The sequence below is a fragment of the Clostridium sp. ETTB3 genome (assembly GCF_053571985.1).
On the sequence record NZ_CP199832.1, the window covers coordinates 1,224,323 to 1,249,397 of the forward strand.

General features: G+C 27.8%; 28 protein-coding genes. 25 read left to right on the forward strand and 3 right to left on the reverse strand.

Annotated elements, in window-relative coordinates; genetic code table 11:
- The first annotated feature begins 52 nt into the window (after window positions 1-52).
- From ACUN06_RS05965 to ACUN06_RS06000, 8 genes are all read left to right on the forward strand, one after another.
- Window positions 53-571: an adenine phosphoribosyltransferase gene (locus tag ACUN06_RS05965; RefSeq protein WP_291732172.1), complete on the forward strand. Its 519-nt coding sequence runs from the start codon at window positions 53-55 to the stop codon at window positions 569-571.
- A gap of 112 nt (window positions 572-683) precedes the next feature.
- The gene (locus ACUN06_RS05970; protein WP_294160996.1) at window positions 684-2,861 is read left to right on the forward strand and encodes a RelA/SpoT family protein; all 2,178 of its coding nucleotides are present in this window, start codon (window positions 684-686) and stop codon (window positions 2,859-2,861) included.
- 9 nt (window positions 2,862-2,870) lie between these two features.
- Entirely contained in the window at window positions 2,871-3,320 is a 450-nt protein-coding gene (gene dtd, locus ACUN06_RS05975; RefSeq protein ID WP_294160997.1) for a D-aminoacyl-tRNA deacylase, read from the forward strand.
- Between the two features lie 15 nt (window positions 3,321-3,335).
- The gene (locus ACUN06_RS05980) at window positions 3,336-3,953 is read left to right on the forward strand and encodes an MBL fold metallo-hydrolase (RefSeq protein WP_294367134.1); all 618 of its coding nucleotides are present in this window, start codon (window positions 3,336-3,338) and stop codon (window positions 3,951-3,953) included.
- A gap of 15 nt (window positions 3,954-3,968) precedes the next feature.
- Window positions 3,969-5,402, forward strand: coding sequence for a coproporphyrinogen III oxidase (locus tag ACUN06_RS05985; RefSeq protein WP_294124424.1), 1,434 nt, complete (start codon window positions 3,969-3,971; stop codon window positions 5,400-5,402).
- A 4-nt stretch (window positions 5,403-5,406) separates the two neighbouring features.
- On the forward strand, window positions 5,407-6,654 hold the full coding sequence (hisS, locus tag ACUN06_RS05990) for a histidine--tRNA ligase (RefSeq protein WP_294160999.1): 1,248 nt from the start codon (window positions 5,407-5,409) through the stop codon (window positions 6,652-6,654).
- A 21-nt stretch (window positions 6,655-6,675) separates the two neighbouring features.
- Complete coding sequence (gene aspS / locus ACUN06_RS05995; protein WP_294397087.1) at window positions 6,676-8,463, forward strand: aspartate--tRNA ligase; 1,788 nt, start codon at window positions 6,676-6,678, stop codon at window positions 8,461-8,463.
- Between the two features lie 331 nt (window positions 8,464-8,794).
- The gene (locus ACUN06_RS06000) at window positions 8,795-8,938 is read left to right on the forward strand and encodes a hypothetical protein (RefSeq protein ID WP_291734821.1); all 144 of its coding nucleotides are present in this window, start codon (window positions 8,795-8,797) and stop codon (window positions 8,936-8,938) included.
- A 45-nt stretch (window positions 8,939-8,983) separates the two neighbouring features.
- On the opposite strand, the gene ACUN06_RS06005 is transcribed toward ACUN06_RS06000, so the two are convergent.
- Window positions 8,984-9,439 (reverse strand): threonine/serine exporter family protein, encoded by a 456-nt coding sequence (locus tag ACUN06_RS06005; RefSeq protein WP_412345929.1) that lies wholly within the window; start codon window positions 9,437-9,439, stop codon window positions 8,984-8,986.
- A gap of 4 nt (window positions 9,440-9,443) precedes the next feature.
- On the reverse strand, window positions 9,444-10,202 hold the full coding sequence (locus tag ACUN06_RS06010) for a threonine/serine exporter family protein (protein ID WP_294161001.1): 759 nt from the start codon (window positions 10,200-10,202) through the stop codon (window positions 9,444-9,446).
- A 141-nt stretch (window positions 10,203-10,343) separates the two neighbouring features.
- On the opposite strand from ACUN06_RS06010, the gene ACUN06_RS06015 reads away from it, so the two are divergent.
- From ACUN06_RS06015 to ACUN06_RS06085, 15 genes are all read left to right on the forward strand, one after another.
- The gene (locus ACUN06_RS06015) at window positions 10,344-11,579 is read left to right on the forward strand and encodes a serine hydroxymethyltransferase (RefSeq protein ID WP_291734827.1); all 1,236 of its coding nucleotides are present in this window, start codon (window positions 10,344-10,346) and stop codon (window positions 11,577-11,579) included.
- 126 nt (window positions 11,580-11,705) lie between these two features.
- Window positions 11,706-12,458, forward strand: coding sequence for an exodeoxyribonuclease III (locus tag ACUN06_RS06020; RefSeq protein ID WP_294367140.1), 753 nt, complete (start codon window positions 11,706-11,708; stop codon window positions 12,456-12,458).
- Between the two features lie 308 nt (window positions 12,459-12,766).
- Entirely contained in the window at window positions 12,767-13,468 is a 702-nt protein-coding gene (locus tag ACUN06_RS06025; protein ID WP_294367141.1) for a carbonic anhydrase, read from the forward strand.
- Window positions 13,469-13,579: 111 nt separating this feature from the next.
- Window positions 13,580-13,882: an urease subunit gamma gene (locus ACUN06_RS06030; protein ID WP_291734833.1), complete on the forward strand. Its 303-nt coding sequence runs from the start codon at window positions 13,580-13,582 to the stop codon at window positions 13,880-13,882.
- Between the two features lie 13 nt (window positions 13,883-13,895).
- The gene (locus tag ACUN06_RS06035) at window positions 13,896-14,231 is read left to right on the forward strand and encodes an urease subunit beta (RefSeq protein ID WP_291734835.1); all 336 of its coding nucleotides are present in this window, start codon (window positions 13,896-13,898) and stop codon (window positions 14,229-14,231) included.
- Window positions 14,231-15,946, forward strand: a complete 1,716-nt coding sequence (ureC, locus tag ACUN06_RS06040; protein ID WP_449390215.1) for an urease subunit alpha — start codon at window positions 14,231-14,233, stop codon at window positions 15,944-15,946. The genes ACUN06_RS06035 and ureC overlap by 1 nt, the downstream gene beginning before the upstream one ends.
- A gap of 18 nt (window positions 15,947-15,964) precedes the next feature.
- On the forward strand, window positions 15,965-16,429 hold the full coding sequence (gene ureE, locus ACUN06_RS06045; RefSeq protein WP_449390216.1) for an urease accessory protein UreE: 465 nt from the start codon (window positions 15,965-15,967) through the stop codon (window positions 16,427-16,429).
- Window positions 16,419-17,120, forward strand: coding sequence for an urease accessory protein UreF (locus ACUN06_RS06050; protein WP_294161005.1), 702 nt, complete (start codon window positions 16,419-16,421; stop codon window positions 17,118-17,120). The genes ureE and ACUN06_RS06050 overlap by 11 nt, the downstream gene beginning before the upstream one ends.
- A gap of 48 nt (window positions 17,121-17,168) precedes the next feature.
- Window positions 17,169-17,780 (forward strand): urease accessory protein UreG, encoded by a 612-nt coding sequence (gene ureG, locus ACUN06_RS06055; protein ID WP_291734844.1) that lies wholly within the window; start codon window positions 17,169-17,171, stop codon window positions 17,778-17,780.
- A 1-nt stretch (window position 17,781) separates the two neighbouring features.
- Window positions 17,782-18,630 (forward strand): urease accessory protein UreD, encoded by an 849-nt coding sequence (locus tag ACUN06_RS06060; RefSeq protein ID WP_294124417.1) that lies wholly within the window; start codon window positions 17,782-17,784, stop codon window positions 18,628-18,630.
- Between the two features lie 50 nt (window positions 18,631-18,680).
- On the forward strand, window positions 18,681-19,883 hold the full coding sequence (locus ACUN06_RS06065) for an ammonium transporter (RefSeq protein ID WP_294161007.1): 1,203 nt from the start codon (window positions 18,681-18,683) through the stop codon (window positions 19,881-19,883).
- A 36-nt stretch (window positions 19,884-19,919) separates the two neighbouring features.
- Complete coding sequence (locus ACUN06_RS06070; protein ID WP_291735670.1) at window positions 19,920-20,432, forward strand: AmiS/UreI family transporter; 513 nt, start codon at window positions 19,920-19,922, stop codon at window positions 20,430-20,432.
- Window positions 20,433-20,500: 68 nt separating this feature from the next.
- On the forward strand, window positions 20,501-21,247 hold the full coding sequence (locus ACUN06_RS06075) for an N-acetylmuramoyl-L-alanine amidase family protein (RefSeq protein WP_294367149.1): 747 nt from the start codon (window positions 20,501-20,503) through the stop codon (window positions 21,245-21,247).
- A gap of 218 nt (window positions 21,248-21,465) precedes the next feature.
- Window positions 21,466-22,104 (forward strand): hypothetical protein, encoded by a 639-nt coding sequence (locus tag ACUN06_RS06080; protein ID WP_294124415.1) that lies wholly within the window; start codon window positions 21,466-21,468, stop codon window positions 22,102-22,104.
- 150 nt (window positions 22,105-22,254) lie between these two features.
- Window positions 22,255-24,210 (forward strand): YgiQ family radical SAM protein, encoded by a 1,956-nt coding sequence (locus tag ACUN06_RS06085; protein ID WP_301953446.1) that lies wholly within the window; start codon window positions 22,255-22,257, stop codon window positions 24,208-24,210.
- A gap of 60 nt (window positions 24,211-24,270) precedes the next feature.
- On the opposite strand, the gene ACUN06_RS06090 is transcribed toward ACUN06_RS06085, so the two are convergent.
- Entirely contained in the window at window positions 24,271-24,426 is a 156-nt protein-coding gene (locus tag ACUN06_RS06090) for a hypothetical protein (protein ID WP_449390217.1), read from the reverse strand.
- 165 nt (window positions 24,427-24,591) lie between these two features.
- On the opposite strand from ACUN06_RS06090, the gene ACUN06_RS06095 reads away from it, so the two are divergent.
- Together ACUN06_RS06095 and ACUN06_RS06100 are read left to right on the forward strand one after the other, a co-directional pair.
- Window positions 24,592-24,741 (forward strand): hypothetical protein, encoded by a 150-nt coding sequence (locus ACUN06_RS06095; protein ID WP_291733122.1) that lies wholly within the window; start codon window positions 24,592-24,594, stop codon window positions 24,739-24,741.
- A gap of 29 nt (window positions 24,742-24,770) precedes the next feature.
- Window positions 24,771-24,920: a hypothetical protein gene (locus ACUN06_RS06100; RefSeq protein ID WP_294124412.1), complete on the forward strand. Its 150-nt coding sequence runs from the start codon at window positions 24,771-24,773 to the stop codon at window positions 24,918-24,920.
- Window positions 24,921-25,075 lie beyond the last annotated feature (155 nt).

Consider the following 25,075-nt stretch of genomic DNA (forward strand, 5'->3'; position numbering starts at 1 on the left):
TATAATAAATAGAATTATAAGTACAATAATAAGCAAATATGGAGGATTTTTTATGGATCTTAAAAAAAGCATTAGAATAGTGGAAGATTTTCCTAAGCCAGGTATCAGTTTTAAGGATATTACAACTTTAATTGCAGATGGAGAAGCATTTAAATATTCGATAGATGCTATGGCAAAACATTTAAAAGATAAAAATATAGATGTAATATTAGGACCAGAAGCTAGAGGGTTTATTTTTGGGGTGCCAGTTGCATATGCATTAGGTATTGGATTTGTTCCTGTAAGAAAAAAAGGGAAATTACCTTTTGAAACAATTTCAATGGAATATGACTTAGAATATGGAAGTGATGTTTTAGAAATTCACAAAGATGCAATTAAAAAAGGTCAAAGGGTTGCAATAGTAGATGATTTACTTGCTACTGGTGGAACTATAAAAGCTGTAACAAAATTAGTTGAAAAAGCTGGTGGAGAGGTTGTTGCATTAGATTTTGCAATTGAATTAACAGATTTAAAAGGAAGAGATAAATTAAAAGGATATGAAGTAATGTCACTTGTTCAATATGATATTTAATTTGTTGAAATACCTTAAATTTTAATATATAATAATGTAAAGGTGGCTGGTTTATTTAACCAGCCATAAATTTTAAGTAAAATTCTTATAATATGTAAGAGGGAGGAGCCTAATGGTTGATATATTGCTACAAAAAATAAAAGAAAACTGTACAAATGTAGACTTAGATATTGTTAATAAGGCATTTAATTTAGCTTATGAAGCGCATAAAGAACAAAAGAGAGAATCAGGAGAGCCATATATAATTCATCCAATAGATGTAGCAGTTATTTTAGCGGAGCTTGGTATGGATACTAGCACTATAGTTGCTGGATTACTTCATGATGTTATAGAAGATACAGATTATACTTATGATGATATAAAAAATATATTTAGTGAAGAAGTTGCAAATTTAGTTAGTGGTGTTACTAAAATTACTAAAATGGAGTATAAATCTAAGGAAGAACAACAAGCTGATAATTTTAGGAAAATGCTTTTAGCTATGGCAAGTGATATTAGAGTAATTATAATTAAGTTAGCTGATAGATTACATAATATGAGAACATTAAAATATATGCCTAAAGAAAAGCAAAAAAGGATATCTAAAGAAACATTAGATATTTATGCTCCACTTGCACATAGATTAGGGATTTCTAAGGTTAAATGGGAACTTGAAGATTTATGTTTTAGATATCTTCATGAAGAAGAGTATTATGATTTAGTTCATCAAATTTCTGAAAAGAGAGTGGAGCGTGAAACATATATAGCTCAAATAATTAAAGATTTATATAGTAAGCTTGAAGAAGCTGAAATTGATTCTGATATAGATGGTCGTCCAAAGCATTTTTATAGCATTTATAGAAAAATGGTTACAAAAAATAAAAGTATAGAACAAATATTTGACTTAACTGCTATAAGAATACTTGTAAATTCAGTAAAGGATTGTTATGAAGTTCTTGGTATAGTGCATACAATTTATAAGCCGATTCCAGGTAGATTTAAAGATTATATTGCAATGCCAAAACCTAATATGTATCAATCATTACATACTACTGTAATTGGGCCTCAAGGAAAGACATTTGAAATTCAAATAAGAACTTTTGAAATGCATAAAACAGCTGAATATGGTATTGCTGCACATTGGAAATATAAAGAAGGAGATACTTCTGATACTAAAGGAAAATCATTTGAAAACAAGCTTGTATGGCTTAGAGATATGCTTGAATGGCAAAAGGAAACATCGGATGCAGAAGAGTTTATGGAAGGATTTAAAATAAATCTTTTTACTGATGAAATTTTCTTATTTACACCTAAAGGAGTTGTAATTGATTTACCAAATGGTGCAACACCAATAGACTTTGCATATAGAATACATACTGATATAGGTAATAAATGTATTGGAGCTAAAGTAAATGGAAAAATAGTTCCTCTTGATTATAAATTAAAAACTGGTCAAATAGTAGAAATATTAACTTCAAATAGTTCTAAGGGGCCAAATATGGATTGGCTTAGTATAGCTAAAAGTAATCAGGCAAAAAGTAAAATAAAAGCTTGGTTTAAAAAGGCTAAAAAGGAAGAAAATATAAATAAAGGGAAAGAAGTATTTGAAAAAGAACTTAAAAAACAATCAGTTCATTATGTAGATATTGCAAAAGGTGAAAGCTATGATAAGTTTATAAAGAGATATAACATAAATTGCATGGATGATTTATATGCTTTAGTTGGCCTTGGAGCTATTGTTGCGTCATCATTTATAGCAAAATTAAAAGAAGAAAATTTATCTAAAGATGAAAAAGATAAAAATTTAAATAAAGCTATTGAAGAAAACATTTCAAAAAATGAGAAAAAGAAAAAATATACTAGTTATGGAGTTACAGTTAAAGGTGAAAATAATTTAATGGTTAGATTTGCAAAATGCTGCAATCCAGTTCCTGGAGATGATATTTTAGGGTATATAACTAAAGGTCGTGGTGTTTCAATTCATAGAAAAGACTGTGGAAATCTTAATAACTTAATTAAAGAGGATCCTCAAAAAGTTGTAGATGTATCGTGGGGAACTTCTAATGGCGTTGCATATATGGCAGAAATTCAAGTTAAAACTGAAGATAAGTCAGGCATACTTTCAGATGTAATGAACATTCTTATGGATAGTAAATTACCACTTAATGCATTAAATGCTAAAAGTGCAAAAGGAAATTTAGCTTATATTAATATAAAGATAAAAATTGATACTGTAGAACAATTAAAGGAATTAATGAAAAAAATTAAAAGAGTTCCAGGTGTTTTAGATGTATATAGAATGAATAATTAGAGGTTAAAAATGAGAGCTGTAGTACAGAGGGTAACATATTCTAATGTAAAGGTTGATGGGAATATAGTAGGAGAAATAAATAGGGGCTTTAATGTTCTTATTGGTATTTCTAAAGAAGATACAGAAGAAGACATGAAATATATTAAAGATAAATTGATAAATCTTAGAGTATTTGAAGATGAAAATAATAAAATGAATTTGTCATTATCAGATATACAAGGTGAACTTCTTATTATATCTCAATTTACTTTATATGGAGATGTTAGAAAAGGAAGAAGACCAAACTTCATGAATGCTTTAGGGGGAAATGAAGCAAAAGTTTTTTATGATAAGTTTATAGAAAGCATGAAAGAAACAGGGTTAAAGATAGAAACAGGAATATTTGGTGCTGATATGAAAGTAGATATTAAAAATGATGGACCTGTAACTATATTATTAGATAGCAGTAAAAATTTTTGATGATGAGGTGAAAATATGGTAATTAAAACATATCCTTTAGGAATTTATGAAGAAAATATTTATGTTTTAGTAGATGAAAAAAGTAGAGATGCATGTATAGTAGATCCAGGTGGAAATGGAGATATTTTAATTAAAAATATTGATTTATTAAATTGTAATGTAAAATATATAGTATTAACTCATGGACATTTTGATCATGTAGAAGCATTAAAGGAAGTAGCAGAAAAATATAATGCACCTATTTATATGAATAAAAATGAAATTGACTTTATGAAAAATGATAAAACTGTATTTGGAGCACTTCCTAAAAAATATAATTTGGTTGAAGATGGTGATACTTTACCATTTGGGGATGGTGTAATAAAATGTATTCATACTCCAGGACATACTAAGGGAGGAATGTGTTACTTATATAAGGATGCGTTGTTTACAGGAGATACTTTATTTAAGGGTTCTGTAGGAAGAAGTGATTTTATAGGTGGAAATTTTAATGAACTTATAACTTCAATAAAAACAAAGTTAATGATTTTAGATGATAATATAAAAGTTTATCCTGGGCATATGGAATCTTCAAGTATTGGTTTTGAAAGATTAAATAATCCATTCCTAAAAGATGAATTTGATATTTTCTAAATAAAAGGAGATATTATGGAAATAAAAATTAAATTAAATAACATGAAATACAGATATGATGTATATCAAATGTTTAATATTTATTTTCCATTAGATGAAATTAAATTTTTAGATGATGGAGATTATATTGTTAATATTTTAGATGGAAAAATAGAATTTAAGTATGGTGAATACTATAATGAATCAAAAATTCTTGAAAATATTAAGGAAGATATAAAAAAGTTAGTATTTTCTTCATTAAAAGAGCTTACAAAGGAAGAATATCCATGGGGGATTTTAGTTGGAATAAGACCTTCTAAAATTGCACTTAAATATTTAGAAGAAGGAAAAACAGAAGAAGAAATTATTAAAATTTTTGAAATAAAACATTTAGCTAGTAAAAAAAAGGCAAAATTATGTATTGAAATTGCAAAAACAGAAGAAAAATTTGTGAATAAAGAAAGCAACAGCATTGCAATTTATATAGGTATGGCATTTTGTCCTACAAGATGTTTTTACTGTTCATTTGCAGCAAATCCTATAGTAGGTAATAAAAAGCTTGTTAATCCATATTTACAAGCATTAATTAAAGAAATTAGTGCAATGAAAAAGTATGTTAATGATAGAAAGCTTAATATAGAGTCTGTATATTTTGGTGGAGGAACTCCAACAGCAGTAAATAATGAAGAATTTGAGGATGTTATGAAAGAAGTATATGAAGCTTTCGTTAAAGATAAAAATTTAAAAGAATTTACTGTTGAATGTGGAAGACCTGACAGTATTACAAGTGAAAAATTACAAACAATGAAAACTTATGATGTTACAAGAATTAGTATAAATCCTCAAACTATGAATGATGATACTTTAAAAATGATAGGAAGAGGTCATACTTCAGCACAAGTTATAGAAAAATTTAATTTAGCAAGAAGCATGGGATTTAATGATATCAATATGGATATGATAATAGGACTTCCAGGTGAAGGAATTAAAGAAGTTCTTCATACAAAAAATGAAATATTAAAGCTTAAACCGGATAGTTTAACAGTTCATGGACTTTCTTTAAAAAGAGCATCTATTCTTTATGAAAATTTTATTCTTAAAAAGGGAATTCAAGTAAAAAAGCAAGAAGAATTGGCACAAATGTATGAAGAAAGTAGAATATTAGCTCAAGAATTAGGCTTACATCCATATTATATGTATAGACAAAAAAATATGGTTGGAAATATGGAGAACTTAGGTTATTCTAGAAAAGGGGCAGAATGTATTTATAATATTGAAATGATAGAAGATAAGCAAACAATAATTGCTTTAGGTGCAGATGCGGTTTCAAAAGTTGTTTTTTTAGATGAAAATAGAATAGAAAGATTTGCTAATATCAAAGATATTAAGGAATACTGCAATAGAATAGATGAAATGATTCAAGGTAAAATTAATTTATTAGATAGTCTTTATCTAAAAGGGGAGGAATAATTAAATGGAAATGCAAGCTCCAAAAGGAACGAAAGATATGTTGCCACAAGATGCATATAAGTGGCATTTTGTTGAAAAAACATTTAGGGATGTGTCAAAATATTATGGGATGAGAGAAATTAGAACTCCTATGTTTGAACATACTGAACTATTTGCAAGAGGTGTTGGAGACACAACTGATATAGTTCAAAAAGAAATGTATACTTTTAATGATAAAGGTAATAGAAGTATTACCTTAAAGCCAGAAGGAACAGCGGGAGCCGGAAGAGCTTTTATAGAAAGCAGATTATTTAATGAAGCACAACCAACAAAACTTTATTATATAACTCCATGTTTTAGATATGAAAATGTTCAAAAGGGTAGATTTAGACAATTCCATCAATTTGGAACAGAAGTATATGGTTCAAAAGAACCATCTATGGATGCAGAGGTAATTACATTAGCAATACAAGTTTTAAAAACTTTAGGATTACAAAGTTTAAGCCTAAATATAAATAATTTAGGATGTTCTAAATGTAGACCAAATTATAATGAAGCATTAAAAAATTATTTAAAAGAAAACTTTGATAATTTATGTCCATTATGTCAATCAAGATTTGAAAAAAATCCAATGAGAATCTTAGATTGTAAGGAAAGAAAGTGTAAGGAAATAACTAAAAATGCGCCAATAATACTTGATTACATGTGTGAAGAATGTGATACTCATTTTGATTCAGTTAAAAAGTATTTAACAGCATTAAATATACCATTTACAGTTGATCCAGGAATAGTAAGAGGTTTAGATTATTATACTAAAACAATATTTGAAATTTTAAATGATGAATTTACTGTTTGTGGTGGCGGAAGATATGATAAGCTTATAGAACAATTAGGTGGACCAGAGATGCCAGCAGTTGGTTTTGGTATGGGAATTGAAAGACTTATAATGATACTAGAAAAAGAAGGAATAGAAATTCCAAATGAGAAACTATTTGATTTATATATAGGTGCTAGAGGGGATAATGCAAAATTTGAAGCATTTACTTTAGCTAATAAATTAAGAGAAGCTGGTGTAAAAACAGAAGTAAATCATATGGGTAGAAGTGTGAAGGCTGAAATGAAATATGCCAATAAAATTGGTGCTGCATTTACAACAATTTTAGGTGATGACGAACTTCAAAATAAATTAATAAAGCTTAAGAGAATGAGCGATGGAGAACAATTTGAGGTAAGTTTAGATAATATACAAGAAATAGCTAAGGCTATTAAATAGTTAGGAGGAAATAATAGCACTATGGGTGAGGCATTAAATGGATTAAAAAGAACCATGATGTGTGGTGAACCAAGAGAAATAAACGTAGGAGAAAAAATAACTCTTATGGGTTGGGTTCAAAGAAATAGAAAATTAGGAGGGCTTCAATTTATAGACCTTAGAGATAGAACTGGGATTATGCAAATAGTTTTTGGTGAAGAAATTAATGCAGAAAGCTTTGAAAAAGCTAAAGCAGTAAGACCAGAATATTGTATAGCTGTAACTGGAGAAGTTGTTTTAAGAGAAGCTCCAAATACTGCTATGGAAACTGGAATGGTAGAATTAAAATGTGAAAGCATAAAGGTTTTATCAGAATCAGAAACTCCACCAATATATATTAAAGAGGGATTAGATGCTGCTGAAAATATAAGATTAAAATATAGATATTTAGATCTTAGAAGACCAGATATGCAAAAAATCTTTATGATAAGAAATAGAGCTACAAAGGCTGTTAGGGATTACCTTGATAATAATGGATTTTTAGAAGTAGAAACTCCAATATTAAACAAGAGTACTCCAGAAGGTGCTAGAGATTACTTAGTGCCATCAAGAAATTATCCAGGAATGTTTTATGCACTTCCACAATCACCTCAAATATTTAAGCAATTATTAATGGTATCAGGATTTGATAAATATTATCAAGTTGCTAAATGTTTTAGAGATGAAGATTTAAGAGCTAACAGACAACCAGAGTTTACTCAAATTGACTTAGAAATGAGTTTTGTTGAGCAAGATGATGTTATGGCATTAAATGAAGGATTAATTGCTCATGTATTTAAAGAAGTTTTAGGTCATGAAGTTAAACTTCCAATTAAGAGAATGCCATTTAAAGAGGCAATGGAAAAGTATGGTTCAGATAAGCCAGATTTAAGATTTGGTATGGAAATTACTGATATTACTGATTGTGTTAAAGGGATGGACTTTGTAGTATTTAAATCTGCTTTAGAAATGGGAGGAAGTGTTAGAGCTTTATGCTTAAAAGGTGGAGCCGATTTAGGAAGAAAACCTCTTGATAAATTAGTTGACTTTGTTAAAGGCTATAAAGCAAAGGGGCTTGCTTGGATTCAACTTAAGGAAGATGGAATTAAATCTTCAATAGCTAAATTCTTAGCTGATGATGTTACAGAAAATATAATTAAGACTATGGGAGCTGAAATAGGGGATGCAATACTTATTGTTGCAGATAAAAATTCAGTAGTATTCCAAAGTTTAGGAGCATTAAGATTAGAACTTGCTAAGCAATTTGATTTAATTAAAGATAAAGAAGAATTTAACTTTACATGGATTACTGAATTCCCATTATTTGAATATAACGAAGAAGAAAATAGATATCATGCAGCGCACCATCCGTTTACAGCACCAATGGATGAAGATTTAGATATGATTGAAACAAATCCTGGAGCTGTTAGATCTAAGGCATATGACTTAGTATTAAATGGTGAAGAATTAGGTGGAGGTTCTATAAGAATTCATGATTCTGAACTTCAAACAAGAATGTTTAAAGCTTTAGGATTTACTGAAGAATCTGCTTATGAAAGATTTGGATTCTTAATAGATGCATTTAAATTTGGTCCACCACCACATGGAGGATTAGCATTTGGATTAGATAGAATGATAATGTTCTTAGCAGGAACTGAAAACATTAAAGATGTTATTGCATTCCCTAAAAATCAAAATGCTTACTGTTATTTAAGTGAAGCACCAAATGTTGTTGATCAAAAGCAAATTGATGAATTAGGTTTAATTATAAAATCAACAGATAAAGAGTAATTTTAAAAGGGGATGTCGCATTAAGAATAAATACTACAATATATTGTATTAATTTTTATTTTTTAAAACAATATATTGTGTATAAAAGTTTTAGTGCGACAGCCCCTTTTAGTTATGTTTTATAACTTAGTATTATAAATAGAGCCTTTAAAATTTATTTTATTGATAAATAAGATAATTAACTTTAAGAATATATTTTATGATAAAACAAAATTAATTTTCTAATTTCTATTAAAAAGTTATGAGTAGATTCTTAGGATAAAAAAATGTTTTTTGATTAAAATAATAGATGTAAATAATATGTCCATATTTACTGAAGGAGGAATCATTTATGAAAAATAAAATGATGAAAAAAGTAAACAAAAGGTTACGTAAGGCTAAAATGAAAAGTAATGTACTTATGGAGATGGCAGAAGATTTAAAGGATTTGATTACAAATGCTAAAATATATAAACAATTAAAACATAAAAAGTAATAAGAAAATAAAAATAATCTCAACAAGCATCTGTTGAGATTATTTTTATTTTTGAGCAAATACCTTTTGTTCTTTTTTTCGTTTATTGCTAAGTATTAAGCGGGTAATTGTAGAAACAAATAATACACCTAATGTTAATACACCTGCACTTGCCAAAGTATTTAAACCTAGTTCTAAAGATTTAGAAACATTTCCTGAAATGGCTTCACGCATTGTATAATACATTCCACTACCAGGAACAAGTGGAATTAAAGCACAAACTATAAAAGTAGTTACGGGTGTTTTAAATATTCTAGCTAATATTTCACTATAAGTACTAAATATTACTGAAGAAATAAATAGGCAGTTAATTTCTGAAAATCCTAATTCAAGTGGTAAGGAATAAAAGAACCAGCTTATTGCACCACCTAACGCAGCAAAAAATATTTTTTTACCGCGTATATTAAATCCAACAGCAAATCCAAGTGTTGCAAAAAAAGAAATAAAAGTAACAAATAAAATCATTTTAAACTCCTCCTAAGTTAGATATCCAAAAGCTTAATACAGCACCAGTGCCAACAGCAATAGAAATGGCAACTAAAAATGCTTCAGAAGCCCTTATAATTCCAGAAAGTAAATCTCCTGACATTGTATCTCTAATTGCATTAGTAATAGCTAACCCAGGGACTAAAAGCATTATAGAACCTATTATAGTTTGATTTATCTGGCTTGATATTCCTAATTTAAAGAAAATTATAGCTAGTAAAGCAGTGATTCCACCACAAATGCTATTTATGAAAAAAGTATTAATTCCAACATCACTCCATTTTAATGCTAAGCCTTTGATTAGCAAGCCAATTAAAAATGCTGAAAATGCATCTTTAAAATTACCGCCAAACAAAATAGAAAATGATCCTGCAGCTAATCCAGAAAAAAGTATAACTATAAGAAATGAATATGTATTAAGATTATTTATTTTATCTAATTCCCTTTTAAAATCAGAAACAGATAATTTTTTTGATTGTATACTTCTAGATAAATCATTAACTTTATCGATTTTATCTAAATTTACTGTTCTATTTGACACACGTCTAGTTAAAGAATAAGTTTTCCCTTGATGGCAAATAGAAGCCATAATTCCAGTTGGAGTTGCAAAACTTTCAGCTTCATCTGCACCGTATATTTTACAAATTCTCCAAATAGTTTCTTCTACTCTGTAAGTTTCTCCTCCATTTTCTAATATCATTTGACCTGCAAACATTGCAACTTGAAGTATTTCATTCATAACGTAAAACCTCTATTTTTTTATAATATTTTTTGTATTATACCACAATAAAAATCATAAATGTAGAATATTATGAAAAAGTAGTTGAATAAATTACAATTTATATTTATAATTTTATAAAAAGATAATTGGGGTGATTAAATGGATTTTGTTAATTTAAAAAAAGAAGATAAAGAAATTTATGATTTAATGAAAAAGGAATTAAAAAGACAAGAAAAAGGTATAGAACTTATTGCTTCAGAAAATTTTGTATCAAGGGCTGTTATGGAGGCGATGGGATCACATTTAACAAATAAGTATGCAGAAGGATATCCTGGAAAGCGTTATTATGGAGGATGCGGAATAGTTGATAAGGTAGAAGAAATTGCAAGACAAAGAGCAAAAGAATTATTTGGAGCAGAACATGTAAATGTTCAACCACATTCAGGTTCACAAGCTAATATGGCTGTATATTTTACAATATTAAAGCCAGGAGATACTGTTCTTGGAATGGATTTAAGCAATGGAGGACATTTAACTCATGGTTCACCAGTAAATTTTTCAGGAAAGTTATTTAACTTTGTTTCTTATGGTGTTGATGAAAACACTGAAACTATTGATTATAACAATGTAAGAGAACTTGCTTTGAAGCATAAACCTAAGCTTATTGTAGCAGGAGCTAGTGCATATTCAAGAATAATTGATTTTAAAAAATTTAAAGAAATATGTGATGAAGTTAATGCCTATTTTATGGTTGATATGGCTCATATAGCTGGTTTAGTTGCTACAGGGGCTCATCCATCACCAGTACCATATGCAGATTTTGTAACTTCAACAACTCATAAAACATTAAGAGGACCTAGAGGTGGATTAATTCTTTGTAAAGAAAAGTACGCTAAAGATTTAGATAAAAATATTTTCCCAGGAATGCAAGGGGGACCTTTGATGCATATTATTGCAGCTAAAGCAGTATGTTTTAAAGAAGCTTTAGATTCAAGTTTTAAAACGTATATTGATAATGTGGTTTTAAATTGTAATGTTCTAGGAGAAGAATTAGTTAAATATGGATTTAAGTTAGTTTCTAATGGAACTGATAATCATTTAATATTAGTAAATTTAAGTAATAAAAATATTACTGGCAAGGAAGCTGAAAATCTTTTAGATTCAATTGGAATTACAGTTAATAAAAACACAGTTCCAAATGAAAAGAGAAGTCCATTTGTAACATCAGGAATAAGAATAGGTACAGCAGCTGTTACAACTAGGGGCTTTGATGTAGAAGCTATGAAAGAAATTGCAAATATAATAAATGAAGCAATAGAAAATAAAGATAAAGATTTGAGTTATTTAAATGAAAGGGTTAAAGCACTTTGTGCTAAGTATCCTTTATATATTTAATTAGCAAATAATTAGTGATAAGATTCAACTTAAGGAAAAACTAGTTTAAGAGTAATTAAAAAATTAATTTTAAGAACTTTTCAATTAGTTTTAACCTTAACTTATCACTTAATAAAGGAGAAATATATGAAATTAGTATCATGGAATGTAAATGGAATTAGGGCATGTGTACAAAAGGGATTTTTAGAGTTTTTTAATAAAGTAAATGCTGATATATTTTGCATACAAGAAAGTAAACTTCAAGAAGGTCAAATTAATTTAGAACTTGATGGGTATTATCAATATTGGAATTATGCTGAGAAAAAGGGGTATAGTGGAACAGCTATATTTTCTAAAAAAGAACCTATTACAGTTTCATATGGAATTGGAATAGAAGAACATGATAAAGAGGGAAGAGTTATAACATTGGAGTTTGAGGACTTTTATGTTATAACAGTGTATACTCCAAATTCTCAAAATGAACTAGCAAGATTAGATTATAGAATGAAATGGGAAGAGGATTTTAAAGACTATTTAAAAAAAATCGAAAAAAATAAACCTGTAATAGTTTGTGGTGATTTAAATGTAGCACATAAGGAAATAGATTTAAAAAATCCAAAAACTAATAGAAAAAATGCTGGTTTTACAGATGATGAAAGAGAAAAGTTCACAGAATTACTAAATTCAGGTTTTATAGATACTTTTAGATATTTTTATCCAGATACAACAGGAATTTATTCATGGTGGTCTTATAGATTTAATGCAAGAAAAAATAATGCAGGATGGAGAATAGATTACTTTATAGTTTCAGAATTATTAAAGGATAGATTAGTAAGTGCTAATATACATACAGAGGTTTTAGGTTCTGATCATTGTCCTGTAGAATTAATTATAGAATAAATGGTTATAAGTTAAATTACTATATAATTTAACTTATAACCATTTATTAATATTAGATATAAATTAATAAACAAAATATTTAATTTGAAAATTATGATCACCTTTATTCTTGGATAAAAAAATTAAATTTAATTAATCTATACTAGCTGCATTAAAATTATTTAATAAGTAGTTTTAATGCAGTTTTTATATTGTAAGATATGAATCTTTAATTTATTAAAATAAAAATATATGAATATGATATTTGAATTTTGCTCATATTATATTTGATATAGTTAATAGAAATATATTTTAAGGGAGGAAATTATATGAAAAGTAAATTAATAACAGTACTTATTATTACTAGTATGATGTTAATTGGTTGTAATGAAAACAATAATTCTACTAATACTAAAAATGTTGAAAATAGTGTATCTGAATTTATTATTGTAGATACAGATGTTTCAAGTTCTGATGAAGCATTACAAATATTAAAAGAAGGAAATGCTAGATTTGCAACAGATAAATCAGTACTAAGAAATATTAATGCAGAAAGAAGAGAGTCATTGAAAAATGGTCAAAATCCTTATGCTGTAATTGTATCATGCTCTGATTCAAGAGTTACACCAACAACTGTTTTTAATGCTGGATTAGGAGAATTATTTGACATAAGATTAGCAGGAAATGTGGTAGATGATGATGCACTTGGTTCTATTGAATATGCAGTTGAACATTTGAATACACCATTAATTGTTGTTATGGGACATCAAAGTTGTGGAGCTGTAACAGCTACTTATAATGAAGTAGTTAAAGGAGAAAAAGTTTCAGGAAATATGGAATCATTTGTGAAAAAAATTACTCCTAGTGTAAATAAAAATGGAACTATAGATGATGCAATACATACTAATATTGATATGGTAGTAAAAGAAATTTCCGAAGATAAAGGAATAAAAACACTTATTGATCAAGGAAAAGTTAAAGTAGTAGGTGCTTATTACGATTTAAATGGAAATGTAACATTTAAAGAATAATGTCGTAAAAAATAAAAAACAAAGTATAAAAAATGGATTTATTGAGAATATAATTTATATAATAAATTTATTGATAAGTCTATTGTAAAAAAATGTTAGGAGGGATTTATTTTGCATTTAACAATTAGGGAACAAGAGAAACTAATGGTTGCTGTTGCTGCAGAAATTGCACGTAAAAGAAAAAGCAAAGGATTAAAATTAAACTATCCTGAAGCTATGGCAATTATAACAGATGAAATGTTAGAAGGTGCTAGGGAGGGAAAAACAGTTGAACATTTAATGGATTATGGAACAACAATATTAAATAGAAATGATGTTATGGAAGGTGTTCCAGAAATGATTCATACTGTTCAAGTTGAATGTACTTTCCCTGATGGAACAAAATTAGTAACAGTACATGAACCGATTAAATAAGGAGGACTGTGGTATGGTACCAGGTGAAATAAAAGTACAAGAAGGAAATATTGAATATAATGCAGGTAAAGACGCTATTAAATTACAAGTTGTAAATACTGGAGATAGACCAGTACAAATAGGTTCACATTATCATTTTTATGAAGTAAATGATGCTTTAGATTTTGATAGAAAGGCTGCTTGGGGAAAGAGATTAGATATTCCATCAGGAACAGCTGTAAGATTTGAACCTGGAGATAAAAAGGAAGTAAATTTAATTGATATTGGTGGATATAGAAGAGTTTACGGAATTAGGAATATGTGTGATGGATTCTTAGATGGAATGTCAAAAGGGAGCGGTGAAAAATAATGAGTTTTGAAATAGATAGACATAGATATGCAGAATTGTTTGGGCCAACAGAAGGAGATAGTATAAGACTTGGTGATACAGATCTTTTTATAAAGATTGAAAAGGATTATACAGGATATGGCAATGAGTGTAAATTTGGTGGAGGTAAAACTCTTAGAGATGGCATGGGACAAAATGCTACACAAACAAATGCAAATCCAGAAGTTGTAGATTTAGTAATTACAGGAGCAACTGTTGTTGACTATACAGGTATATATAAAGCTGATATAGGTATTAAAGATGGTAAAATACTTGCAATAGGTAAAGGCGGAAATCCAGATACAATGGATAATGTTGACTTTGTTATAGGAGTTGGCACAGAAGCATTAGCAGGTGAAGGAAGAATAGTAACAGCTGGAGGTATTGATACTCACGTTCATTACATTCATCCAGAATGTGCAGAAGTTGCATTAGAAAACGGTATCACTACATTAGTTGGTGGAGGAACAGGACCAGTTGATGGTACAAATGCTGTAACATCAACTCCAGGACCATGGAATATTAAAAAAATGTTACAATCAGCAGAAGAATGGCCAGTAAATGTTGGTTTATTAGGAAAAGGTAGTGGAGCTAATATAGATGTAAATGCTCAACAAATTGAAGCTGGAGCAATTGGATTAAAGGTTCATGAAGACTGGGGATCTACAAGATCTGCAATTAATTATTCTTTAGAAACAGCAGAAAAGTATGATATACAAGTTGCATTACATAGTGATACCTTAAATGAAGGTGGATTTGTAGAACATACAATTCAAGCAATTTCAGGAAGAGTAATTCATACATATCATACAGAAGGTGCTGGTGGTGGTCACGCACCAGACTTAATGAAAGTTGCATCTCAAATAAATGTATTACCAGCATCAACAAACCCAACAAAACCATATACTGTTAATACAATTGCAGAACATTTAGATATGCTTATGGTTTGTCACCACTTAGATGCAAAAGTACCTGAAGATATTGCTTTTGCTGATTCAAGAATAAGACATCAAACAATAGCAGCAGAAGATATATTCCAAGATATGGGTATATTTAGTATTATGAGTTCAGATACATTAGCAATGGGAAGAATTGGAGAAGTTGTAACTAGAACATGGCAAACAGCTTCAAAAATGAAGAAACAAAGAGGAACTTTCCCAAATGATAGTGAATATAACGACAATAATAGAGTTAGAAGATATGTAGCTAAATATACTATTAATCCAGCTATTGCACAAGGAATGTCTAAATATATAGGTTCAGTAGAAGTTGGAAAGATAGCTGACTTAGTACTTTGGGAACCACCTTATTTTGGTGTTAAACCACATATGGTTCTTAAAGGTGGTATGGTTATTAGAGGAATAATAGGTGATGCTAATGCATCAATTCCAACATGTCAACCAGTTGTATATAGAGATTGTTATGGAGCATTTGGAAAAGCAAAATCAACAACTTGTATTACTTTTGTATCTAAATATGCTTATGAACATGGAATTAAAGAAGAATTAGGTTTAGAAAAAATGGTATTACCAGTAGGTGGAATAAGAAATTTAACTAAAAAAGACATGAAGCTTAATGATGCTACTCCAGAAATTAGGGTAGATCCTCAAACTTATGATGTTACTGTTGATGGTGAATTAGTAACTTGTGAACCAGCAAGTGAATTACCTTTAGCACAAAGATATTTCTTATTCTAATAAAAAGGAGAGGCTTATATGATTTTTAACAAGGTATTAGGAAACATTGATAAGTATAAAAACTTAGACAATTTTCATATAGAAAAAATTTATATAAATAGTGATGATGCTTTAAAAAGAATTTTAAGGGTTAATTCAGATCATAATCATGAATATGGTATTGCTTTAGATGAAAATGTAGAGTTAAAAGATGGTGATATACTTTATAAAGATGATAAAAATATTGTAGTTATAAAAATAAAAGGTGATGATGTTTTAGTAATAAAGCCTAAATGTATGACAGAAATGGGAGGCATAGCACATTCTTTAGGAAATAGACATTTACAAGCACAATTTGAAGAGGGGAAAATGATAATTCAATATGATGCTTTAGTAGAAAGTGAATTAAAAAGAGAAAAAATTGATTATTCCAGAGAAAGTTTAAAGCTAAAAAAAGCTTTTAGGCATGTAGAATTTGGGCATACTCATACCCATGCTAACTAATAAAGATATTTCGGATGTATTAAAGGTTATTCAAATATGTGATTCGAATTTTCCAATTGGGTCATTTAATCATTCTTATGGAATGGAAACATATTTAAGGCTAAAAAAAGTTTATAATACTGAAACCTTTAAGGAATGGCTTAATGTATTTTTAAATGAACAATTTATATATTCTGATGCTTTAGCAATAAAGATGTTATATGAATATTTAAATGATAATGATTTAGAAAGCATTTGGGATTTAGATAATCGTATTACTGTTCAAAGTGTTGCTATTGAAAGTAGAAATGGAGGGAAATTGGTTGCAAGCAGAATGCTTAAGCTTTTCATGGATTTATATGATTTTAAATTATTAAATAAATATTATGAAAAATTACGAAAAAAAGAAGCCTTTGGTCATCCTGCAATAGTTTTTGGAATGTTAATGTATTCTCTTAAATTTAGTATGAAGGAAGCTATAATTTATCATATGTATAGTACTGTATCTACATTAGTCAGTAATGCTGTTAGAACTATACCATTAGGACAAAAAGATGGTCAATTATTACTAAAGGAATTTAGTGGTGAATTTGAAAAATTATATGATGTTGTAATAAATTTAGATTATGAGTATTTTGGAGCAAATAGTCCTGGACTAGAATTATCACAAATTAAGCATGAAATAATGGAATTTAGATTATTTATGTCTTAAGTATAAATTATAAAAATTCAAAAATTTAATAAAGGAAGGGTGTTGAAAATGAAACCTGTAGTTATAGGGGTAGGAGGACCAGTAGGAAGTGGAAAAACATTACTAATAGAAAGAGTAACGAGGGCAATGAATGATAAATATAGTTGCGCAGTTATAACTAATGACATTTACACAAAAGAAGATGCTAAATTTATGGTTAAAAATTCTGTATTAAGTGAAGATAGAGTAATAGGAGTAGAAACAGGGGGATGTCCACATACTGCTATAAGAGAAGATGCATCTATGAATTTTGAAGCATTAGATGAATTGAAAAATAGATTTGATGATTTAGATATAATTTTTTTAGAAAGTGGTGGAGATAATTTAGCAGCTACATTTAGCCCTGATTTAGTTGATTTTTCAATTTATATAATAGATGTGGCACAAGGAGAAAAAATTCCAAGAAAAGCAGGGCAAGGAATGATAAAGAGTGATTTATTTATTATAAATAAAATTGATTTAGCACCATATGTTGGTGCAGATTTAGAGGTAATGAGAAAGGATACACTTGCATTTAGAAATGAAAATAGTTTTATTTTTACTAATTTAAAAACTGATGAAGGTATAAATGAAGTTATTAACTGGATAAAAAAGAATTGTTTGTTAGAAGGAATTTCATAATATGTTTAAAGAGGCAAGAAATAAAAGTGAATATTCTGGATTTATAAATTTAGTATTAGAAAAGAAAGATAATAAAACAATTGCAGTTAAGAAATATTATGAAGGATTAGTAAAAATATCACCAACAATAAAAATGGATATAGAGAATATACCAACATATTATCTTTTACAACTTGGAGGAGGGTATATTGAAGGAGAAAAATATAAGAGTATTTTTAAGCTTGAAAATGAAGCAAGAGCAATAATAACAACACAAGCTTCAGCAAAAGTTTATAAATGTTTAAATGGAATTAAAATAGAACAAGATACAGAAATATATTTAGGAGAAAATAGTATTTTAGAATATATAACAGATAGCGTTATTTTATATAAAGATGCTATATATAAACAAGTTAATAATATTTATTTAGATGAGAGTTCTACTTTAATTTATAGTGATGGAATTACAGCAGGATGGTCTCCAGAGGGAGAAAATTTTAAATATAAAAGTGTTCAATTAAAAAGTAATGTTTATATAAATAATAAACTTGTATTATTAGATAATTTAATTATAAATCCAAGTGAAAATGATGTTACTAAATTAGGCTTTTTTGAGGAATATTCGAATTTTGGAACATTACTTGTTATTAATAAGGAAATTGATGATTTAGTTATTAATGATTTAAGAAAAATTATTGGAGAATTAAATTTACCTATAGATTTTGGAGTATCAAAACTAGAAGTTAATGGATTTGTTCTTAGAGTACTAGGAAATTTAAGTCAACATATAGAAAAAGCAATATTAGCTTGTCATAATTATATTAGAAGGAGATTTTTAGGATCTAAGGATTTAATAATAAGAAAATATTAAAGATAATTTACTATAAATTTAAACATAAGAAAAATTAAGGAAGTGATTCTATGATTATTCATGGTGATGTTGCATTTATGATATTATCAACAGTGCTTGTTTTAATTATGACACCAGGATTGGCGTTTTTTTATGGCGGATTAGTTGAAAGAAAAAATGCATTAACAATTATGTTTCAAGTATTTATTGCAATTGGTGTAGTAGCTTTATTATGGATATTTGGAGGCTTTAGTTTAGTATTTGGTGATGATATTGCAGGTATAATTGGTAACCCGCTACAATTTTTTGCTTTTAATGATGTAACATTTAAAATAGATTTAAGATATAGCGAAACAATACCATTTATACTTTTCTTTATGTATCAAATGATGTTTGCAATTATTACAGCACCTTTAATGACTGGTGCATTTGCAAATAGATTAACAGTTAGTGGATGGATTAAAATTTTAATGCTTTGGATGATATTGATTTATTTTCCAGTTGCGCATTGGGTATGGGGTGGAGGATTTTTAAGTAAGTTAGGATTTGTAGATTTTGCAGGAGGAGCTGTTATACATATTACATCAGGATTTGGATGTTTAGGTGGAATATATGTATTAGGTGAAAGAAAATTTAAAAATGAACATGGGCCTTTTAATATAGGATTAGTAGCAATAGGTGCAGCATTGTTGTTATTTGGTTGGTATGGATTTAATTCAGGAGGAACAATTGCTGCTGCAGATATTGCAGCAATTGTATTTACAAACACAGGAGTTGCAGCAGCTGTTGGAATGATTGTATGGATTATTGTATATTCACTTCATGCTAAAAAGGCTTCTTTTTTAGAAGCTATAGTAGGAGCAGTGGCAGGACTTGCAACAATAACACCAGCTTCAGGATATGTAACTCCTATAAGCGCAGTAATTATAGGTGCAATAGGTGCTTTTATATGTTTTTTTTGCGTGGAATTTGAAAGAAAAATGTGGGATGATGCGCTAGATGTATGGGGAGTTCATGGAATGGGTGGCTTAATAGGAACTTTATTAATAGGTGTATTTGCAGATCCTAGAATAAATGGAATAAATGCAGGAGTTAAGCAATTTTTTATTCAATTATTAGGCTGTGTTATTATAGGTATTTATTCTATATTAATGACGTTTTTAATATTTAAAATTATAGATATGGTTAAATCAATAAAAGTAAGCGAAGAAATTCAAGCACGTGGATTAGATGAAGAGTTTTTTAATGAAAAATATGAAACTAAACATGAATAAAATAATTAATTTAACCAAATAACAAGGAGGAGTAAAATGTTAGGTATAGTTTTAATTTATGTAGGAGTTGTTCTTATTTTAAATGGAATTGGAAGACTTTATAACGTAGATGCTAAATCAAGTGCTGTATTTAATGTGTTTACGGGTATGTTATCATTTATTTTAAATATTGTAGCTGTTATACAAGGAAATTATTTTGCAGCTGGAACAGGATTATTGTTTGGATTTACATATTTATATATAGCAGCAAGAAGTATATTTAATTTAGATGGAAGATTATATGGTTGGTATTGTTTATTTGTTGCAATTAATACTATACCACTAGCATTTATAGATGCTAATACATTAAGGTTTATAGAATTTACTATTGGAAATATTTATTGGATTTTTATATGGCTATTATGGGGATTATTATGGCTTACAGGTTTTATAGAATTAGTTATGAATAAAGATTTAGGAAAGTTTACAGGATATTTATCAGTATTTGATGGTATTTTTACAGCTTGGATTCCAGGATTTTTACTATTAATCAATATGTATCCAAAATAAAAATAATTATTATAGAGGCTTAATTTAAAAATAGCCCCTTAATTTATGTATAAAATAAGGGAGAAACTATGTTTAAAAAAATATTAAGTATATTTATAGGAGCATTTTTTATATTTAATTTAACTTTTACATTTAATATAAGTGCATATTGTAAAGAAAAGAAAAGGGAAGACCATTTAAAAAATAATTTTATAATTTGTATAGATCCAGGACATCAAGGAAAAGGGGATCCAAGATGTGAAGCAGTTTCACCTAATTCTAATAATATGAAACCTAGGGTTTCTTCAGGAACAGCAGGAGTTGCAACTAAAAATCCAGAGCATGTTATAAATTTAGAAGCAGCATTAATTTTAAAAGACTTATTAATTAAAAATGGATATACAGTTATAATGACTAGAGAAAGTGCAGATGTTAATATTAGCAATATTGAAAGAGCGCAGATAGCAAATAATGCAAATGCAGATCTTACTATAAGAATACATTGTGATAGTATAAATGATAGTGGAAAAACTGGAGCAGTAATTTTAGTACCAGATAAAACGGGAGAATTTACAAAACAAATTTATAAAAATAGTAATAAATATGCTGAAATTTTAAAAAAGAAATTAGAAGAAAATAATGTAAAGGTTAATGGTATTTTTGAAAGAAAGGATATTACAGGGTTTAATTGGTCTACAGTACCTGTTATCATATTTGAAATGGGATTTATGAGTAATTATAATGAAGATAAGATGTTAAGTGATAAAACATATCAAATGAAATTAATGGAATGTGTTTCTAATTCAATAGATGAATATAAAAATATAAGTTATTAATATTTTTATATAATTATTTACACCTCATGCAAGTATTATTGAGGTGTTTCTTTTTTATTTTTATTAAAAGTAATACAAAAGTTTAGAACAAAATTATAAAAATATAAAATATGGATAAAATATCTTAATAAATCATAAAGATAAATATATCAAAGTTTTATAATATAAATATTGATATACAAGCTAAAATAATAAATGTAATAGCTGGGGGTGCAACTTTGAGTAAGTATGATCTAATTTATTATTGGCAAAACTATTTAATAAATCAAGAAAATGTAGAGTTTAAGGCTAATTCATATGTTTTAAAATTTTCATTAATTAATTCTTATAGTAGAGATTATTTTTGTAATTGGTATTCTTTTAAGGATTCAAATGAATTGATTGGTTTTTTTAAATATATTTTAATACCATCAATATATATAACAAAAGTTTTTGGAAAATCTGAAAATACAATATTTTTAGATGCATTAGGATATTATGAAACTATAGATATTATAGAAGAGTCAGAAAATGATGATAAAAATGAAATTTTACAAGAAATTAAGGAAGTTTATAAAATATTAGATAATCTTAAAGAAAATTTTTGCATAAAAAAGTTTAAGGGATTTATAAATAAGATTAATGAAAGGGACATTGAAAAAAATAGTATATTTACAAGAATGGAATTTTTTGAAGATGTAAAAGAAATTGGAAGAGATTTAGTGAAAGAGTTTGAATCTGATGATATGCTTGATGAATTAGAAAAACAAATGGATTTAAATAAAAATCAAATTATAGATTTATTTGATGGAATTGAGAAAAATCCATTTATGCTTAAAAGAATAGGAACATATTTAAGTAATACTTTAGCTTTTTAAGATTAATATATAAACTTTTTTAGAGTGTTTGATAAAAAAACACTCTTTTTCTTTTATAAATATTATGGTAATTCATAATGAAGTATTAACAAGAAGTCAAAAGGGTGGTATATTAATAGATAGTTGAATTAAAATGAAAGATGTGATTAAATGAATAATAAATTTTTACCAATAAGTAGGGAGGACATGAATGAAAGAGGCTGGGAGCAATGTGATTTTATTATTGTAACTGGAGATGCTTATGTAGATCATCATAGCTTTGGTACAGCTGTAATTTCAAGAGTTTTAGAAAATGCAGGATATAAAGTTGGTATAATAGCTCAACCAGATTGGCATAGTACAGATGATTTTATGAAATTAGGAAGACCAAGGTTAGCATTTTTAGTTAATGCAGGAAATATGGATTCAATGGTAAATCATTATACTGTTAGTAAAAGAATAAGAGAAAAAGATTTATATTCACCAGGTGGAGAAATGGGTCGTAGACCAGATAGAGCTACAATAGTATATTGTAATAAGATAAGAGAAGCTTACAAACACGTTAATATTTGTATTGGCGGAGTGGAAGCAAGTCTTAGAAGATTTGCTCATTATGATTATTGGTCTGATAAAGTTAGAAAATCAATTTTAACTGACAGTGGAGCAGATCTTTTAATTTATGGAATGAGTGAAAAGCAAATTGTAGAAGTAGCTCATTATTTAAATGAAGGGTTTGAAGCAAAATATATTAGACATATTCCAGGTACATGTTATTTAGTTGATAGTCTTGATGAAGTTTATGAAGAACATATAGTAATACCATCATATAAGGAAGTATCAAGTGATAAAATTAAGTACTGTGAAGCATTTAAGATTACATATCAAGAACAAGACCCTATTAGAGGAAAAACTATAGTACAAGATCAGGGCGATAAATTTTTAGTTGTAAATAAACCAGAAGTTATTTTAAACAGGGAAGAATTAGATGAGGTATATGATTTACCATTTACAAAAGAATATCATCCAATATATGAACCAATGGGGGGAATTCCAGCATTAGAAGAAGTTAAATTTAGCATAGTTGGTTCGAGAGGATGTTTTGGTAATTGTTCATTTTGTGCAATTACATTCCATCAAGGAAGAGCAGTTCAAAGTAGAAGTAAGGAATCTATTGTTAAAGAAGCAAAAGAAATGACTGAAATGAAAGATTTTAAGGGATATATTCATGATGTTGGAGGGCCTACTGCAAATTTTAGAAAACCAGCATGTAAGCATCAATTAACAATAGGTGCATGTAAAACAAAGCAGTGTTTAAGCCCTGGAGTTTGCAAAAATATGGAAGTTGATCATAAGGAATTCGTAGATGTTCTTAGAAGTGTAAGAAGTTTGCCAAAAGTAAAAAAGGTATTTGTACGATCAGGAATTAGATATGATTATGTAATGGCTGATAAGGATGATACATTCTTTAAAGAATTAGTTGAGCATCATGTAAGTGGTCAATTAAAGGTTGCGCCTGAACATGTATCAGAACAAACGTTAAAGTATATGGGAAAACCAGCAGGAAAAACATATGAACAATTTAGACAAAAGTTCTTTAAGTTAACAGAAAAGGCTGGAAAAAAACAATATATAATTCCATATTTAATGTCTAGTCACCCAGGAAGTTCTTTAAAGGAAGCTATAGAGCTAGCTGAATATTTAAGAGATATTAAATATCAACCAGAACAAGTACAAGATTTTTATCCAACACCAGGTACATTATCAACTACAATTTTCTATACTGGATTAGATCCAATAACAATGAAGAAAGTTTATGTTCCTAAAACTAAGGAAGAAAAGGCAATGCAAAGAGCTTTACTACAATTTAGTAATCCAAAGAATTACAATATAGTATATGATGCTTTAGTTAAAGCTGGAAGAGAAGATTTAATTGGCAATGGACCGAAATGTTTAATTAAATCTAAAGAACAAAGATATAAGGAAGTTCATGGTTTAGTAAGACATAAGGGCAAAAATAATAGTGCTAGAAGTAAAGATAAAAGCAATAATAGAAGAGATAATGATAATCGTAATTTTAAATCTTCTAGAACCTCTAAAAATGGTAATAAGAAAAGAAGAGGTAAATAAATTAAAAAGGGGTTGTATTGTATTTAAGTGCAATACAACCTTTTTTTGTAAAAATGAAATTTAATTAGATGTACAACGTTTACAGATGTTTAGGATATTTCCTTTTTCATCTTTTTTTATCCATACTAATTTAACTCTTTTTCTACTACAAATTGGACATGTGCCTCTCCAATTTGGAATTGTTTTAATGTATTTTCCACGTCTTTGCTTACTCATATATAACGACTCCTTTCTAATTATAAATTATATTAACATTTAAAATTTAATATCACATAATTGTACTAAAATAGATTAAAATTTTAATTTTATGAATTTTATAACTGGAATAAGTTTTATAAAAAATCACAAAATAATATTATTAGAAGATAAGGAGGTTTTAATATGAAAAAGCTAGATGCCCTATTAAGTAGAGATGTTGCAAAAAAAATGATAAATGATGGGAAGAGCTGGAGTGAGATAATAGAAGTTACTCATTTAAGATTAAAAGATTTAAAAGATATTCAAAGAAATGAGATAAATCCTAAATTTTAAAATTAAATATTAAAAAGTAAGGAGATACTATGAAAAATAAAAGAAAATATACTAAAGAAAATTATTTAAAAAATGGAACAAAAATTCAAAATAATAATCCAAAAAATAAATACATAACAACTTTAGAAGAGCCTGCACTTAATGAAAGTGGAGTAGAAGCAAAGAAAAAAGGATTTTAATAAAATACATAATATATAAGACAATACAAATTTGTTATTAATTTATAAAAATAAAATAATAATTTGTATTGTCTTTTTATATTTATATTATAAAGTATCAAATAAAGGTTTGATAATAAAAAGACTGTCAAAAAAATAATGGAAAATAATTTAAA

Coding starts and splice junctions, on each gene's coding strand:
- ACUN06_RS05965 (WP_291732172.1), top strand. CDS start 53: ATGGATCTTAAAAAAAGCATTAGAATAGTGGAAGATTTTCCTAAGCCA.
- ACUN06_RS05970 (WP_294160996.1), top strand. CDS start 684: ATGGTTGATATATTGCTACAAAAAATAAAAGAAAACTGTACAAATGTA.
- dtd (WP_294160997.1), top strand. CDS start 2,871: ATGAGAGCTGTAGTACAGAGGGTAACATATTCTAATGTAAAGGTTGAT.
- ACUN06_RS05980 (WP_294367134.1), top strand. CDS start 3,336: ATGGTAATTAAAACATATCCTTTAGGAATTTATGAAGAAAATATTTAT.
- ACUN06_RS05985 (WP_294124424.1), top strand. CDS start 3,969: ATGGAAATAAAAATTAAATTAAATAACATGAAATACAGATATGATGTA.
- hisS (WP_294160999.1), top strand. CDS start 5,407: ATGGAAATGCAAGCTCCAAAAGGAACGAAAGATATGTTGCCACAAGAT.
- aspS (WP_294397087.1), top strand. CDS start 6,676: ATGGGTGAGGCATTAAATGGATTAAAAAGAACCATGATGTGTGGTGAA.
- ACUN06_RS06000 (WP_291734821.1), top strand. CDS start 8,795: ATGAAAAATAAAATGATGAAAAAAGTAAACAAAAGGTTACGTAAGGCT.
- ACUN06_RS06010 (WP_294161001.1), bottom strand. CDS start 10,202: ATGAATGAAATACTTCAAGTTGCAATGTTTGCAGGTCAAATGATATTA.
- ACUN06_RS06015 (WP_291734827.1), top strand. CDS start 10,344: ATGGATTTTGTTAATTTAAAAAAAGAAGATAAAGAAATTTATGATTTA.
- ACUN06_RS06020 (WP_294367140.1), top strand. CDS start 11,706: ATGAAATTAGTATCATGGAATGTAAATGGAATTAGGGCATGTGTACAA.
- ACUN06_RS06025 (WP_294367141.1), top strand. CDS start 12,767: ATGAAAAGTAAATTAATAACAGTACTTATTATTACTAGTATGATGTTA.
- ACUN06_RS06035 (WP_291734835.1), top strand. CDS start 13,896: ATGGTACCAGGTGAAATAAAAGTACAAGAAGGAAATATTGAATATAAT.
- ureC (WP_449390215.1), top strand. CDS start 14,231: ATGAGTTTTGAAATAGATAGACATAGATATGCAGAATTGTTTGGGCCA.
- ureE (WP_449390216.1), top strand. CDS start 15,965: ATGATTTTTAACAAGGTATTAGGAAACATTGATAAGTATAAAAACTTA.
- ACUN06_RS06050 (WP_294161005.1), top strand. CDS start 16,419: ATGCTAACTAATAAAGATATTTCGGATGTATTAAAGGTTATTCAAATA.
- ureG (WP_291734844.1), top strand. CDS start 17,169: ATGAAACCTGTAGTTATAGGGGTAGGAGGACCAGTAGGAAGTGGAAAA.
- ACUN06_RS06060 (WP_294124417.1), top strand. CDS start 17,782: ATGTTTAAAGAGGCAAGAAATAAAAGTGAATATTCTGGATTTATAAAT.
- ACUN06_RS06065 (WP_294161007.1), top strand. CDS start 18,681: ATGATTATTCATGGTGATGTTGCATTTATGATATTATCAACAGTGCTT.
- ACUN06_RS06070 (WP_291735670.1), top strand. CDS start 19,920: ATGTTAGGTATAGTTTTAATTTATGTAGGAGTTGTTCTTATTTTAAAT.
- ACUN06_RS06075 (WP_294367149.1), top strand. CDS start 20,501: ATGTTTAAAAAAATATTAAGTATATTTATAGGAGCATTTTTTATATTT.
- ACUN06_RS06085 (WP_301953446.1), top strand. CDS start 22,255: ATGAATAATAAATTTTTACCAATAAGTAGGGAGGACATGAATGAAAGA.
- ACUN06_RS06090 (WP_449390217.1), bottom strand. CDS start 24,426: ATGAGTAAGCAAAGACGTGGAAAATACATTAAAACAATTCCAAATTGG.
- ACUN06_RS06095 (WP_291733122.1), top strand. CDS start 24,592: ATGAAAAAGCTAGATGCCCTATTAAGTAGAGATGTTGCAAAAAAAATG.
- ACUN06_RS06100 (WP_294124412.1), top strand. CDS start 24,771: ATGAAAAATAAAAGAAAATATACTAAAGAAAATTATTTAAAAAATGGA.